Here is a 13,327-nt window from a genome sequence, read left to right on the forward strand (position 1 = left end):
GCTCGTGCCGGATGGAACAGCGCGCGCGGGGCGCGCGAGCGGACGGACGTCCGCGGATCTCAGGCGGTCAGGCGTACCGCGATGCCTGCGCCGCCGTGATGCATGGCGGTCAGTGGCCCGTCTTCAACTGGGCCCACAGACGGTTCTCGAGGCGCAGGATGTCGGCCGGCATCGGCTTCATCAGCACCATCTTCTTCAGCACGTCCTCGGGCGGGTAGACGGTCGGGTCCTGCGCGACGGCCGGCGTGACGAACGGGTGCGCGGCCTTGTTCGCGGTCGGGTAGAACACCGTGTTGGTGATCGCCGCGTTGACCTTCGGATCGGACACGTAGTTGATCCACTTCATCGCGGCTTCCGGGTGCGGCGCATCCTTCGGGATCACCATCACGTCGAACCACAGCAGGCCGCCTTCCTTCGGGTTCGCGAACTTGATGTCGTACGAGCGCTTCGCTTCGGACGAGCGGCGGTGCGCGATGCCGATGTCGCCCGACCAGCCGAGCGCGACGCACACGTCGTTGTTCGCGAGATCGTTGATGTAGCCGGACGAGTTGAACTGGGTGATGTACGGGCGGACTTTCTTCAGGACTTCGAAGGCAGCCTGGTAGTCGCCGGGGTTCTTGCTGTTCGGGTCCTTGCCCATGTATTGCAGCGTGGCGGCGAACACGTCGACGGCCTGGTCGAGGAACGACACGCCGCAGCCCTTCAGCTTCTCCATGTTGGCCGGGTCGAACACCAGCGCCCAGCTGTCGACCGGCGCCTTGTCGCCGAGCGCCTTCTTCACCGCCTGCACGTTGTAGCCGATGCCGTCCGTGCCGTAGGCCCACGGCACGCCGTACTGGTTGCCCGGATCGGCGTCGGCGATCATCTTCATCAGCAGCGGGTCGAGGTTGGCGAGGTTCGGAATCTTCGACTTGTCGAGCTTCTGGTACACGCCGGCCTGGATCTGCTTGGCCATGTAGTTCGACGTCGGCACGACGATGTCGTAGCCGGAGCTGCCGGCCAGCAGCTTCGCCTGCAGCGTGTCGTCGCTGTCGTAGTTGTCGTACTTGACGTGGATACCCGTCTGCTTCTGGAAGTTCGGGATCGTGTCCGGCGCGATGTAGTCGGACCAGTTGTAGACGTTCAGTTCGTCGGCATGCGCCGACGGGCTGGCGACCGACGTGAGCGCGGCCGCGGCGGCGAGGGCGGCGACGGAACAGGCTTGGCGAAGAATGCAGGCACGCATGGTGGAATTCCCCTGGATGATGGCGGCGTGCGGCGCCCGCCGCACGCCTGTAGGCAAAAACCGTTACGAAATACCCAGTTGCTGGGCGGTGGCATCGACGGCCTTCTTCGCCTTCGACACGAGTTCATCGATTTCCTGGCGCGAGATCACGAGCGGCGGCGACAGCAGCATCCGGTCGCCGGTCGCGCGCATGATCAGGTTGCCGTTGAAGCAGAAGTCGCGGCAGATCGTGCCGACGTCGCCGCCGTTCGCGAAGCGGCGGCGTTCGGCCGGCGCTTCGGCCAGTTGCAGGCTCGCGACCATCCCGTGGCCATGCACTTCGCCGACGATCGGATGACGCGCGAAGGTTTCGCGCATCAGCGCCTGGAAGTACGGGCCGGTATCGGTCTTCACGCGCTCGACGATGCCCTCGTCGCGCAGCAGCTTCAGGTTCGCGACCGCGACGGCGGCTGCCACCGGGTGACCCGAATACGTGAGGCCGTGATTGAATTCGCCGTTGTCGATGATCGGGCGCGCGACGCGTTCGTGAATGCCGACCGCGCCCATCGGCACGTAGCCCGACGTGAGGCCCTTGGCCATCGTGATCAGGTCCGGCTCGAAGCCGAAGTGCTGGTGCGCGAACCATTCGCCGGTACGGCCGAAACCGCCGATTACTTCGTCGGCGACCAGCAGGATGTCGTACTTGCGGCAGATCCGCTGGATTTCCGGCCAGTACGTCGACGGCGGGAAGATCACGCCGCCCGCGCCCTGGAACGGCTCGCCGATGAAGGCCGCGACGTTCTCCGCACCGAGTTCGAGGATCTTCGCTTCGAGCTGCTGCGCGCGCGCGAGGCCGAATGCTTCGGGCGTTTCGCCGGCTGCCGCTTCGCCGAAGAAGTACGGCTGGTCGATGTGCACGATGTGCTCGACCTTCGACGGCATCTGCTCGTGCATGTAGCCCATCCCGCCGAGCGTGCCACCCGCGATCGTCGAGCCGTGATAGCCGTTCTTGCGCGAGATCACGTATTTCTTCTGCGGCTTGCCTTGCACGCGCCAGTACTGATGCACGAGTCGCAGCACGGTGTCGTTGCCTTCCGAGCCGCTGTTGCAATAGAAGAAGTGGTTGAAGCCGGCCGGCGTGACTTCCGCGAGCATCGCGGAAAGCTCGATCACCGGCGGGTGCGTGGTCTTGAAGAACGTGTTGTAGAACGGCAGTTCCTGGATCTGGCGATACGCGGCGTCGGCGAGTTCCTTGCGGCCGTAGCCGACGTTCACGCACCACAGGCCGGCCATCCCGTCGATCACCTTGTTGCCGTCCGAGTCCCACAGGTAGACGCCGTCGGCCTTCACGATCACGCGGCTGCCGGCACGATTGAGCGCGCCCATGTCCGAGAACGGATGGATGTGGTGCGCGGCGTCGAGCGCGCGGTATTCGGCGGTCGAGCGTGCCTGCGTCGCGCGCGGCGCGGCGGCCGTGGCGGTCGGTGCGGCCGGCTGGATCCAGGCAGATTCGTTGCGGTAAGTCATGTTTCCTCCGTGATTCCGTATGCGGTTGGCACGCTTACACGTGCAGCAGCAGATGGCGGCGTTCCCACGAGCTGATCACGCGGAAGAACGCTTCGTATTCGGTTTCCTTCAGCGCGAAATACGCCTTCAGGAACTTGTGCCCGAGGATCTCGCCGAGCGGCTCGCACGCGGCCATCAGCGTCAGCCCTTCCTCGAGGTTGCGCGGCAGCTGGTACGGCAGGCTGTAGCCGTCGCTCACCAGCGGCTCGGTCGGCTCCAGGCGCTGCGTCATGCCGAGATAGCCGGCCGCGAGCGTCGCCGCGAGCGCGAGGTACGGATTGCAGTCGACACCGGGGATGCGGTTTTCGATGCGGCGCGCGGCCGGACCCGAATGCGGAATGCGGAACCCCACCGTGCGGTTGTCGTAGCCCCACTGCACGTTGATCGGCGCGGCCATGAAGCGCGACAGGCGGCGGTACGAGTTGATGTACGGCGCGAAGATCGGCATCAGCGCCGGCGTGTACTTCTGCAGCCCCGCGAGATAGTTGTAGAACATCGACGTCGCGCCGCCGGTTTCCTGCGACGTGAACAGGTTCTGGCCCGTTTCCTCGTCGACGATGCTCTGGTGCACGTGCATCGCCGAACCCGGTTCGTCTTCCATCGGCTTGGCCATGAACGTCGCGTACATGTTGTGGCGCAGCGCGGCCTCGCGCACCGTGCGCTTGAACAGGAACACCTGGTCGGCCAGCGACAGCGCGTCCCCGTGCATGAAGTTGATCTCCATCTGCGCGGCGCCGACTTCGTGGATCAGCGTGTCGATGTCGAGGTTCTGCGATTCGCAGTACTCGTAGATGTCCTCGAACAGCGGATCGAACTCGTTGACGGCCTCGATCGAGTACGACTGGCGGCCCGTTTCGGGGCGGCCCGTGCGGCCGACCGGCGGACGCAGCGGCAGGTCGGGGTCCTTGTTCATGTCGACCAGGTAGAACTCGAGTTCCGGCGCGACGACCGGCTTCCAGCCCTTCGCCTTGTACAGGTCGAGCACGCGGCGCAGCACGTAGCGCGGCGAGATCTCGACCGGCGAGCCGTCGAAGTGCACGCAGTCGTGGATCACCTGCGCGGTCGGGTCGACCGCCCACGGAATCAGGCGGATCGTCGACGTGTCGGGCACGCACACCATGTCGGGGTCGGTCACGCCGGTCAGCGAGCCGTCTTCCGGATATTCGCCGGTGACGGTCTGCACCATCACGGCTTGCGGCAGGCGCATCGATTCGCCGGACGTGAACTTGTTGCGCGGCGTGATCTTGCCGCGCGCGATGCCGGCCATGTCGGGAATGATCGCTTCGATCTCGGTGATCCGGTGCTGCTTCAGAAAGTCTTCGATGTCTTGCATGTCTGTTCTCGTTGTCTGGTGGGCGCGCTCAGGCGAGCGCGGCGGCGGCCATGGCGCGCGTGCGGGCGGCACGGCGGGCGCGGCACGCATCGCCGAACGCGCGGAAGATCGCGCTCGACAGCGGGTCCTGCGCATGTCGCCATTCCGGATGCCACTGCACGGCGAGCGCGAACGCCGGTGCGTCGACGACGCTCACGGCCTCGATCAGGCCATCCGGCGCGACGGCCTCGACCGCGAGGCCGGAGCCGAGTTGCGCGACGCCCTGCTTGTGCAGCGAGTTCACCTGCACTTCGTCGCGGCCGCCGGCGAGCGCATGCAGCTGGCCGCCGGGCGTCAGGCGCACGACGTGCGCGGGGCCGTATTGCGTATCCATCGGCGCGTCGTCGTCCTCGCGGTGATCGGCGAAGCCGGGGACGTCGTGCACGCGCTGATGCAGCGTGCCGCCGCACACGACGTTCAGCTCCTGGAAGCCGCGGCACACGGCGAGCACGGGCACGCCCGCGACGATGGCCGCGCGCAGCAGCGGCAGCGTCGTCGCGTCGCGCGCCGGGTCGTGCTGCGTGCCCGGTGCGCTCGGTTCGCCGCCATACAGATGCGGCTCGACGTTCGAGTAGCTGCCGGTAAACAGCAGCCCGTCGACCGCGTCGAGCACGTCGGCGGTCGACTGGCGCTCGCCGAGGGCGGGCAGCACCATCGCGAGCGCCTGCGCGCCGTCGACGATCGCGGCGACGTATTTGTCGCCGACCGTATGCGACGCGTGGGCGCCGATCTGGGTGAGGTCGGCGGTGATGCCGACGAGAGGTTTCCTTTCCATGACGTCAATCAGTAATCCGTAGGGACGTGACGTGCATCGAGCCGGATGCGGCAAAACGCAGGCGCGACACGACCCCGCAGCCGGGCGCGAGGCGCACGGCCGCTGGTGAATGGGCGCAACGGGATGGCGTGGCGATCCGCGCTGCGCGCGACGATCAGGCCGTCGTTCGTTTCCTCGCGATACGCGACGCGGCAACGTATGCGCGAACGCGTTCCGTCACCGCACGGAAGATGCGGTTGGCGAATCGGCACATGAAACGAACGACGTGAAGAAAGGAGAGGCGCTACGGCAGCAGCGACGCCACTTCGTCGGTATCGACGGCGACGAATGCGCGTGCGGAAACGGCGTTGTGACGCCGAACGGAACGACGGGACAGGATGGTGTAGATCGACAGGTGAAGCAGGCGAGGACTATGCCAGCCGCAACTGCCGTCGGAAGCGGGAACGGCGCTGCGCAAACTTCGCACATCGCCTCGATCCCACCTCACCAGAGGGCCACGGACTCTCACGATTACACTCGACTGGTTTGTTGAAAGTATTGAACACCTGATCGTTTCGACGCACGGGGCGTTTAAAATAATCGAGGCGCCGGTCCTGCGTCATTTACATTGACGGGCATCAATTGTTGCGTTGCGATAACGCTTTTCGATGCCTATGAAAGCCTGATGACGCCGACCTGAGAGCCAGCATATACGAGCCAATAACGGCGTCAAATGTTTTTTAACGGTCCTGCATCAGGGCTTTCCCGAGCAGTGCGAACAAAAGATTCGCAAAAGGAATAATCGGCATGCCGTTCATTATTTCGAACGGCTTTCAGGGTTTTCCCCGCTGATGTGCGGCATAAAGTGATTAGAATATTCAACGGCTGTCCCATGCGTCGTTTCACTTTGTCATCGCACTTATCGTGTCCGAAACCGAATCGATGTCCACCGAAGTCGCCGAGCGCCTGCGTTTCGTGCGCAACAAGCATGGCCTGTCGCAGCGCGAACTCGCGAAACGCGCCGGCGTCACCAACGGCACGATCTCGCTGATCGAACAGGGCCGCGTGAGCCCGTCGGTCGGCTCGCTGAAGAAACTGCTCGAATGCATCCCGATGAGTCTCGCGGAGTTCTTCACGTTCGAGCTCGTCGAATCGCGCGCGGTCGTGTCGCGCCGCGACGAGATGCCGAACCTCGGCAACGAGTCGCTCGCGTTTCAGCTCGTCGGCGCGAACGTGAAGGATCGCAACATGTGCATCCTGCGCGAGACCTACCAGCCGCTGGCCGACACGGGGCCCGAGATGCTGGTGCACGCGGGACACGAGGGCGGCGTCGTCGTGTCGGGCCGGCTCGAGTTGACCGTCGACGGCGCGACGTGGCTGCTCGACCCCGGAGACGGCTACTACTTCGAAAGCCGTTTGCCGCATCGTTTTCGCAATCCCAGCGCGGAACTGATCTGCGAGGTCGTGTCGGCCAATTCGCCGGCGACCTTCTGACCGCGCGTCACCGCATTCGCTGCAGGCCGGCCGCATGCCTCGCGCGCGGCGCGCCGCATCGCGAATGCCACAACATTGAGGCATCCTGATGAACAAGTTGACTTTCGCTGACTGGCAACACAAGGCGGCGTCGCTCGAGATCGAAGGGCGCGCATTCATCGATGGCGCGTCGCGCGACGCACATGGCGGCAGGACGTTCGACTGCGTGAGCCCGATCGACGGCCGCGTGCTGGCGAAGGTCGCCGATTGCGGCGAAGCGGACGTGAACGCGGCCGTCGCGGCAGCCCGCCGCGCATTCGACGCAGGCGTATGGGCCGGCCTGAACCCGCGCGCGCGCAAGGCCGTGCTGCTGCGCTGGGCCGCGCTGATGCGCGAGCATCTCGACGAACTGTCGCTGCTCGAGACGCTCGACGCGGGCAAGCCGATCGGCGACACGACGACGGTCGACGTGCCGGGCGCCGCGTACTGCGTCGAATGGTTCGCCGAGGCGATCGACAAGGTCGGCGGCGAGGTCGCGCCGGCCGATCATCATCTCGTCGGTCTCGTCACGCGCGAGCCGGTCGGCGTGGTGGCCGCCGTCGTGCCGTGGAACTTCCCGATCCTGATGGCCGCATGGAAATTCGGCCCCGCGCTCGCGGCCGGCAACAGCGTCGTGCTGAAACCGTCGGAGAAGTCGCCGCTGACCGCGATCCGCGTCGCGCAGCTCGCGTTCGAGGCCGGCATCCCGGCCGGCGTATTCAACGTCGTGCCGGGCGCGGGCGAACCGGGCAAGCTGCTCGCGTTGCATCGCGACGTCGACTGCATCGCGTTCACGGGCTCGACGGCGGTCGGCAAGCTGATCATGCAGTATGCGGCGCAGTCGAACCTGAAGCGCGCGTGGCTCGAGCTCGGCGGCAAGTCACCGAACATCGTGCTGCCCGACTGTCCCGATCTCGACCGCGCGGCGCAGACGGCGGCCGGCGCGATCTTCTACAACATGGGCGAGATGTGCACGGCCGGCTCGCGGCTGCTCGTGCATCGCGACATCAAGGACGCGTTCATCGAGAAGCTCGTCGCGGCCGCCCGCGCATACGTGCCCGGCAATCCGCTCGATCCGTCGGTGTCGATGGGCGCGATCGTCGACGGCATCCAGCTCGAACGCGTGCTCGGCTATATCGAAGCGGGGCGCGGCGAGGGCAGGCTCGTCACGGGCGGTGCGCGCGTGAACGCGGAAACGGGCGGCTTCTATGTCGAGCCGACGGTGTTCGAGGTGAAGCCCGACGCGAAGATCGCGCGCGAGGAAATCTTCGGGCCCGTGCTGTCGGTGATCGTGTTCGACGACGTCGACGAGGCCGTGCGGATCGCGAACGACACCGAATACGGGCTGGCCGCGGCCGTGTGGACGTCGAACCTGACGACCGCGCACGACGTGTCGCGCCGGCTGCGGGCGGGCACCGTGTGGGTGAACTGCTATGACGAGGGCGGCGACATGAACTTCCCGTTCGGCGGCTACAAGCAGTCGGGCAACGGCCGCGACAAGTCGCTGCACGCGCTCGAGAAGTACACCGAACTGAAGTCGACGCTGATCCGGCTGCGCTGACGCGCGGCCGGGCGCGGGCGTGTCGCCGTCCGGCGACGCGCCCAGCCTTCGGTGCGCGTTACGCGGTGCGCAGCGCGGGATGGAAGCCGGCGGCTTCGATGATCGACTGCACGCGCTCGGCGCCTTGCGCCGAGTCGACCTTGACGATCTTCGCCGCGACGTCGATGTCGAGCTTCGCGGCGGGGTCGGCGGCCGTCACCGCGCGCGTGATTGCGTTGGCGCAGCCGCCGCAGGTCATGTCCTGGACTTCGAATTCCATCGTGTTCTCCCGGATGGATGGTTGACGAATACGTGCAGCATGAAGCTTGCCATGGTGGGAAGGTCAAGCGCCGCACGCAACGAGGTGTACGGCATCAGCCATTTGTAATGCTGAAGTCTGACGAATCGCGATTCGTGTGCGCGCGTCAGTCCGAATTTTTCCCGATTGACGGCCATCCATTGTCGACGAAATCTGGCGGAGCCTTGCGCGGCAACGGGCGTGTCACGTCGATCGCGTACGATCTCCATGTTCGGAGTAAGGGTACTCCGAGGTGAAAATGCGAATCGATCTTAGTATCGATTCCCTTCGATATTTCCGTTCATTACGCACATGACCCGTTTCGCTATCGGTTTCGCACTGGCCCTGCTGGGCGCCTTGGCCACGTCCGCCTTCGCGGCCGACGACGTCGTCAACCTGACGCTGAAGGACCACAAGTTTTCGCCCGATGGCGTGACGATCCCCGCCGGCAAGAAAGTGAAATTCGTCGTGAAGAACCTCGACGCGACGCCGGCGGAATTCGAGAGCGACGACTTCAAGGCGGAGAAGGTCGTGCCGGCCGGCAAGTCGGTCGAGATCCTGGTCGGGCCGCTGAAGGCCGGGACCTACGAGTTCCACGACGAGTATCACGAAGCGCAGTCGAAGACGCACCTGACCGTCAAGTAAGCCGATACCGACATGCTGTCTACTGCCCTGATCGTCTTTCGTGAAGTGCTCGAGGCCGCGCTGGTGGTCTCGATCGTGATGGCTGCCACGAACGGCGTGCCGCGGCGCGGCTGGTGGGTGGGCGGCGGGCTGGTCGGCGGCGTGGTCGGCGCCGGCCTGATCGCGGCGTTCGCCGACGTGATCTCGCAATGGGCGTCCGGCATGGGCCAGGAAGTCTTCAACGCGGGCGTGATGTTCGTCGCGACGCTGATGCTCGCGTGGCACTGCATCTGGATGAGCCGGCACGGTCGCGAAATGGCGCTGCACATGGGCGAGGTCGGCCGCGCGGTCGCGGCCGGCAGCCGGCCGCTGACGGGGCTCGCGATCGTGGTCGGCGTCGCGGTGCTGCGCGAGGGCTCCGAGGCCGTGCTGTTCCTGTACGGGATCGCCGCGGGCGATCCGGGCCAGACGCCGCAGATGATCGCCGGCGGGCTGCTCGGCGTGCTCGGCGGTGCGGGGCTCGGCTATGCGATGTACGCGGGCCTGCTGCAGATTCCGTTGAAGCGCCTGTTCTCCGTCACCAACGGGCTGATCGTGCTGCTCGCCGCGGGCATGGCGAGCCAGTGCGTCGGCTTCCTGCTGGCGGCCGGGCTCGTGCCGTCGTGGGGCGATGCGGTCTGGGACACGTCGTGGCTGCTCAAGGAAACGAGCATCGTCGGCAAGGCGCTGCATACGCTGATCGGCTATACCGCGCGCCCGGCGGGGATCCAGATCGCCGCGTACGTCGCGACGCTGGTGGCGATCCTCGTGCTGGCACGGTTCGTCGGCCGGCCGCAGGAGACGGTGAGGCCGCCGCGCGCCGCGGCGTGAGTGTTTCCGGGTTTCCCGGTTCGAATGAAACAAGGGGCGTCATGGACGCCCCTTTTTCATGTGCGGTGCGCGATGCACCTGCGCGGCCTTGCTGACGGCGGCGCGCGGATGCGCGCGTTGCGTGCGTCAGCTGTGGTTGTCGATCCACGCGCGCGCCCATTCGAGCCCGGCATCGCGCGCGTCGTCTTCGGTGTCGAACACGCCGAGCACGCCCGACGCCTCGACGAGCCGATTGTTCTGCGTGATCGTGCCGCTTGCCGCGAAGCGCTCGGGCTGCATGATCTCGTCCTGCTGCAGGATCGCGTGGCCCCAGATCTGGTAGCCGTGGTAGGTCTGCGCTTCCATTATCGAGTCACCTCCGCCGCGCGGCCGTGCGTGCCGACCTGCAGCACGTTGCCGTCCGGCGTGTATTGACGCGGGATGTTGGAGAAGGTGGGCGCGTGCGTCGCATCCGGTGCGGCGGGTTGCATCACCGTGAGACGCCCGGGTGCCGGCTGCGCAACCGGGCGCGGCGCGGCCGGCGTGTCGGGCGCGCCGGCGGCCGGGCGGTGCGGGCCGGCCTTCACGGCCTGCGCGACGCGGCGCTTGTGCGGTTTCGCCGCGGCTTTCGGCGTGGTGGCGCTCGCGTGCTTCTCCGCGCTCTTGCCGGTGCGTGCGTCGGCGCTTGTGTGGGCGGCCGGCATACGGGCATCCGGCATACGGGCATCCGGCGTACGGGCATCCGGCGTACGGGCGTCCGGCGTACGGGCAGCAGGCTGCCGCGCCTCGGGCGGGTTCCAGACCTCGACATAGTGCTCGGCGGCCCAGCCCGTCGACGCGAACGTCAGCGCCAGCAATCCGCATCCAAACAGTCTTACCATTGTCTCTCCGTCATATTCGTTGCGGCGCGCGTCCGGCCGGGGCCGTGCCTCTGCACTCGGGGAAGCCGGCTCAGGAGAACACCTCGAGCCCGTGTTTCTCGACGATCTGGAGCATGCGCGCGGCGATGCCGCTGGGCCGCTTGTCGCCCTGTTCCCATTGGCGGATCGTCGAGGTCGTCGTGTTCAGGTAGAGCGCGAACACGCTCTGGCTGACGTTGACGGACTTGCGAATGCGGGCGATCGCTTCCGGATCGAACTGCGGGGCGGCCTCGATGCAGAGATCGTCGTATTCCCGCATCGTCTTCTTGTCGATCAGTCGCGCACGATAAAGGCCGGACGCGGCGCTGTGGATCGCCTCCGTTGCGTCGCTCTTGAATCGACTCTTAGCCATTGCACATCTCCACCCACTCTTTCAGGGTAACCAGCGTCGCGATGTCGCTGTCGGTGTGTCGGCCGACATCCGCGGCGAGCTTTCTGAAGGCGCGCAGTTCGCGTGCGTCGATGTTCTCGCGGTCGCATTTCGCGAACAGGAACACGAACACCCACGTGTGCCCGACCTTGCCCAGCACGATCCCGCGCTGCCGATTGCCGCCGAGGCGCTTCTTCCACACGTTGCCGCCGAGATCGATGCCCTGGCCGCGGGCCAGATCCCGCACCGCGCGGCAGAGCTCGTCATCGGCGATTCCCGCTTTCCCGGCTGCCGTGTGAAACCACTTCGTCTTGAAGACGCGTCGTACGGAAGCAGACATGTCGAGCCGGTCGAGTTAGCACAGGATTATATACCACTACGTGGTACATATTTCGACCTGGCCGAATGGCCGACCTCGCATCCGCATACGGTCGGGACGGCCCGGCGAGGGGCCATCCCGACGTCCGGCCTTACTCCACCGTCACCGATTTCGCGAGGTTGCGCGGCTTGTCGACGTCGGTGCCGCGTGCACACGCGGTGTGATACGCGAGCAGCTGCAGCGGCACGACGTGCAGGATCGGCGACAGCTGACCGTAGTGCTCAGGCATCCGGATCACGTGCAGGCCGTCGTCGTTGACGATCTGCGTATCGGCATCGGCGAACACGTACAGCTCGCCGCCGCGCGCGCGCACTTCCTGCATGTTCGACTTCAGCTTCTCGAGCAGCGTGTCGTTCGGCGCGACCGTGACGACCGGCATCGCTTCCGTGACGAGCGCGAGCGGCCCATGCTTCAGTTCACCGGCCGGATAGGCCTCGGCGTGGATGTACGAGATTTCCTTCAGCTTCAGCGCGCCTTCGAGCGCGATCGGGTAGTGCAGCCCGCGGCCGAGGAACAGCGCGTTTTCCTTGCGTGCGAATTCCTCCGACCACGCGATGATCTGCGGCTCGAGCGCGAGCACGCTGTTCAGCGCGGCCGGCAGGTGGCGCAGCTCCTTCAGGAATTGCGCTTCCTGCGCGGCGTCGACGTGCCCGCGCAGCTTGCCGAGCGTCGCGGCCAGCACGAACAGCGCGACGAGCTGCGTCGTGAACGCCTTCGTCGACGCGACGCCGATCTCGGTGCCCGCGTGCGTGAGGAACTGCATTTCGGTCAGGCGCACCATCGCGCTCGTCGCGACGTTGCACACCGCGAGCGTATGCGTGTGGCCGAGCGACTGCGCATGCTTGAGCGCCGCGAGCGTATCGGCCGTCTCGCCCGACTGCGAGATCACGAGCACGAGCTGGCGCGGGTTCGGCACCGACTCGCGGTAGCGGTATTCGCTGGCGATCTCGACCTGGGTCGGGATCTTCGCGATCGATTCGAGCCAGTATTTCGCGGTGAGGCCCGAGTAGTAGCTCGTGCCGCACGCGAGGATCAGCAGGCTGTCGATCTCCGCGAACGCGGCGGGGGCCGCATCGCCGAACAGCGTCGCGTCGAAGGCGTCCGTCTGCGGCACGGTGTCGCCGATCGCGCGCGGCTGCTCGAAGATTTCCTTCTGCATGAAGTGGCGATAGGGTCCAAGCTCGACCGCGCCGCCGTACGCGCTGACGACGCGGATTTCGCGCTGCACGGTGGCGCCGTGACGGTCGACGATCGTCACGCCGTCGAGCGACAGCTCGCACACGTCGCCTTCCTCGAGGAACGTGAAGCGGTCGGTGCTGCCGGCGAGCGCGAGCGCATCGGATGCGAGGAAGTTCTCGCCGTCGCCGTGACCGACGACGAGCGGCGAACCCTGGCGCGCGCCGACGACGGTGTGCGGCTGGTCCTTGTGGATCACGGCGATCGCGTAGGCACCGTGCAGCTGCTGCACGGCCTCGCGCACCGCGTCGAACAGGTTGCCGCGATACAGGCTGTGCACGAGGTGCGCGATCACTTCGGTGTCGGTCTGCGACACGAATTCGTAGCCCTTCGCGCGCAGCGTTTCGCGCAGCGGCTCGAAGTTCTCGATGATGCCGTTGTGCACGAGCGCGAGCGCGTTCGACGAGAAGATCGGGTGCGCGTTGTGCGTGACGGGCGCGCCGTGCGTGGCCCAGCGCGTGTGCGCGACTCCCGTCGTGCCTTCGAGGTGCGTCTCGCGAACCTGCGTGTCGAGATCGGCGACGCGTGCGACGCTGCGCGCGCGCTTCGGGGCGCCCGGCTCGAGCACGGCGACGCCGCACGAGTCGTAGCCGCGGTATTCGAGGCGCCGCAGACCTTCGATCAGCACCGGAACGATATTACGTTGCGCAACTGCGCCGACAATGCCGCACATGAATGGTCAATCCTGTAAGTCGACGCGGGC

General features: G+C 66.3%; 15 protein-coding genes. 4 read left to right on the forward strand and 11 right to left on the reverse strand.

Going from position 1 to position 13,327, the window contains the following annotated elements; all coding sequences use genetic code 11:
- Positions 1–109: 109 nt before the first annotated feature.
- From H0X91_RS07285 to H0X91_RS34945, 5 genes are all read right to left on the reverse strand, one after another.
- On the reverse strand, positions 110–1,225 hold the full coding sequence (locus H0X91_RS07285; RefSeq protein ID WP_006485616.1) for a polyamine ABC transporter substrate-binding protein: 1,116 nt from the start codon (positions 1,223–1,225) through the stop codon (positions 110–112).
- Positions 1,226–1,288: 63 nt separating this feature from the next.
- The gene (locus tag H0X91_RS07290) at positions 1,289–2,731 is read right to left on the reverse strand and encodes an aspartate aminotransferase family protein (RefSeq protein WP_006495487.1); all 1,443 of its coding nucleotides are present in this window, start codon (positions 2,729–2,731) and stop codon (positions 1,289–1,291) included.
- 34 nt (positions 2,732–2,765) lie between these two features.
- Entirely contained in the window at positions 2,766–4,103 is a 1,338-nt protein-coding gene (locus tag H0X91_RS07295; protein WP_006485614.1) for a glutamine synthetase family protein, read from the reverse strand.
- A 28-nt stretch (positions 4,104–4,131) separates the two neighbouring features.
- A complete protein-coding gene (locus tag H0X91_RS07300; RefSeq protein ID WP_196432928.1) occupies positions 4,132–4,917 on the reverse strand; it encodes a gamma-glutamyl-gamma-aminobutyrate hydrolase family protein in 786 nt (261 codons plus the stop codon).
- A 283-nt stretch (positions 4,918–5,200) separates the two neighbouring features.
- On the reverse strand, positions 5,201–5,383 hold the full coding sequence (locus H0X91_RS34945) for a hypothetical protein (RefSeq protein WP_006488040.1): 183 nt from the start codon (positions 5,381–5,383) through the stop codon (positions 5,201–5,203).
- Between the two features lie 455 nt (positions 5,384–5,838).
- On the opposite strand from H0X91_RS34945, the gene H0X91_RS07305 reads away from it, so the two are divergent.
- Complete coding sequence (locus tag H0X91_RS07305) at positions 5,839–6,390, forward strand: cupin domain-containing protein (RefSeq protein ID WP_034178391.1); 552 nt, start codon at positions 5,839–5,841, stop codon at positions 6,388–6,390.
- Between the two features lie 88 nt (positions 6,391–6,478).
- Positions 6,479–7,969 carry an aldehyde dehydrogenase gene (locus H0X91_RS07310; RefSeq protein ID WP_196432929.1) on the forward strand — a complete coding sequence of 497 codons (1,491 nt, stop codon included), beginning with the start codon at positions 6,479–6,481 and terminating at the stop codon, positions 7,967–7,969.
- Positions 7,970–8,027: 58 nt separating this feature from the next.
- Here the strand turns inward: H0X91_RS07310 and H0X91_RS07315 are convergent, their stop codons facing one another.
- Complete coding sequence (locus H0X91_RS07315; protein ID WP_006477591.1) at positions 8,028–8,228, reverse strand: heavy-metal-associated domain-containing protein; 201 nt, start codon at positions 8,226–8,228, stop codon at positions 8,028–8,030.
- Positions 8,229–8,558: 330 nt separating this feature from the next.
- Between H0X91_RS07315 and H0X91_RS07320 the strand changes: the two genes are divergently transcribed.
- Together H0X91_RS07320 and H0X91_RS07325 are read left to right on the forward strand one after the other, a co-directional pair.
- Positions 8,559–8,891: a cupredoxin domain-containing protein gene (locus H0X91_RS07320; protein WP_048984829.1), complete on the forward strand. Its 333-nt coding sequence runs from the start codon at positions 8,559–8,561 to the stop codon at positions 8,889–8,891.
- Positions 8,892–8,903: 12 nt separating this feature from the next.
- The gene (locus tag H0X91_RS07325; protein ID WP_196432930.1) at positions 8,904–9,740 is read left to right on the forward strand and encodes an FTR1 family iron permease; all 837 of its coding nucleotides are present in this window, start codon (positions 8,904–8,906) and stop codon (positions 9,738–9,740) included.
- Between the two features lie 126 nt (positions 9,741–9,866).
- On the opposite strand, the gene H0X91_RS07330 is transcribed toward H0X91_RS07325, so the two are convergent.
- From H0X91_RS07330 to glmS, 5 genes are all read right to left on the reverse strand, one after another.
- Entirely contained in the window at positions 9,867–10,085 is a 219-nt protein-coding gene (locus H0X91_RS07330; protein ID WP_006477594.1) for a hypothetical protein, read from the reverse strand.
- Positions 10,085–10,600 (reverse strand): hypothetical protein, encoded by a 516-nt coding sequence (locus H0X91_RS07335; RefSeq protein ID WP_196432931.1) that lies wholly within the window; start codon positions 10,598–10,600, stop codon positions 10,085–10,087. Before H0X91_RS07335 ends, H0X91_RS07330 begins: the two co-directional genes overlap by 1 nt.
- A 70-nt stretch (positions 10,601–10,670) precedes the next feature.
- A complete protein-coding gene (locus tag H0X91_RS07340; RefSeq protein ID WP_062884271.1) occupies positions 10,671–10,991 on the reverse strand; it encodes a helix-turn-helix domain-containing protein in 321 nt (106 codons plus the stop codon).
- Positions 10,984–11,349 carry a type II toxin-antitoxin system RelE/ParE family toxin gene (locus H0X91_RS07345; RefSeq protein WP_058901869.1) on the reverse strand — a complete coding sequence of 122 codons (366 nt, stop codon included), beginning with the start codon at positions 11,347–11,349 and terminating at the stop codon, positions 10,984–10,986. The genes H0X91_RS07340 and H0X91_RS07345 overlap by 8 nt, the downstream gene beginning before the upstream one ends.
- Before the next feature lie 130 nt (positions 11,350–11,479).
- Positions 11,480–13,297 carry a glutamine--fructose-6-phosphate transaminase (isomerizing) gene (gene glmS, locus H0X91_RS07350; RefSeq protein WP_006495479.1) on the reverse strand — a complete coding sequence of 606 codons (1,818 nt, stop codon included), beginning with the start codon at positions 13,295–13,297 and terminating at the stop codon, positions 11,480–11,482.
- Between the last annotated feature and the right edge of the window lie 30 nt (positions 13,298–13,327).

It is taken from the genome of Burkholderia sp. 9777_1386, from assembly GCF_015712265.1.
In the GTDB taxonomy this organism is placed as follows: Bacteria; Pseudomonadota; Gammaproteobacteria; order Burkholderiales; family Burkholderiaceae; genus Burkholderia; species Burkholderia cenocepacia.

Excerpts from the sequence above, each read along its gene's own strand:
- H0X91_RS07285 (WP_006485616.1), bottom strand. The coding sequence starts at position 1,225 with ATGCGTGCCTGCATTCTTCGCCAAGCCTGTTCCGTCGCCGCCCTCGCC.
- H0X91_RS07290 (WP_006495487.1), bottom strand. The coding sequence starts at position 2,731 with ATGACTTACCGCAACGAATCTGCCTGGATCCAGCCGGCCGCACCGACC.
- H0X91_RS07295 (WP_006485614.1), bottom strand. The coding sequence starts at position 4,103 with ATGCAAGACATCGAAGACTTTCTGAAGCAGCACCGGATCACCGAGATC.
- H0X91_RS07300 (WP_196432928.1), bottom strand. The coding sequence starts at position 4,917 with ATGGAAAGGAAACCTCTCGTCGGCATCACCGCCGACCTCACCCAGATC.
- H0X91_RS07305 (WP_034178391.1), top strand. The coding sequence starts at position 5,839 with ATGTCCACCGAAGTCGCCGAGCGCCTGCGTTTCGTGCGCAACAAGCAT.
- H0X91_RS07310 (WP_196432929.1), top strand. The coding sequence starts at position 6,479 with ATGAACAAGTTGACTTTCGCTGACTGGCAACACAAGGCGGCGTCGCTC.
- H0X91_RS07315 (WP_006477591.1), bottom strand. The coding sequence starts at position 8,228 with ATGGAATTCGAAGTCCAGGACATGACCTGCGGCGGCTGCGCCAACGCA.
- H0X91_RS07320 (WP_048984829.1), top strand. The coding sequence starts at position 8,559 with ATGACCCGTTTCGCTATCGGTTTCGCACTGGCCCTGCTGGGCGCCTTG.
- H0X91_RS07325 (WP_196432930.1), top strand. The coding sequence starts at position 8,904 with ATGCTGTCTACTGCCCTGATCGTCTTTCGTGAAGTGCTCGAGGCCGCG.
- H0X91_RS07330 (WP_006477594.1), bottom strand. The coding sequence starts at position 10,085 with ATGGAAGCGCAGACCTACCACGGCTACCAGATCTGGGGCCACGCGATC.
- H0X91_RS07335 (WP_196432931.1), bottom strand. The coding sequence starts at position 10,600 with ATGGTAAGACTGTTTGGATGCGGATTGCTGGCGCTGACGTTCGCGTCG.
- H0X91_RS07340 (WP_062884271.1), bottom strand. The coding sequence starts at position 10,991 with ATGGCTAAGAGTCGATTCAAGAGCGACGCAACGGAGGCGATCCACAGC.
- H0X91_RS07345 (WP_058901869.1), bottom strand. The coding sequence starts at position 11,349 with ATGTCTGCTTCCGTACGACGCGTCTTCAAGACGAAGTGGTTTCACACG.
- glmS (WP_006495479.1), bottom strand. The coding sequence starts at position 13,297 with ATGTGCGGCATTGTCGGCGCAGTTGCGCAACGTAATATCGTTCCGGTG.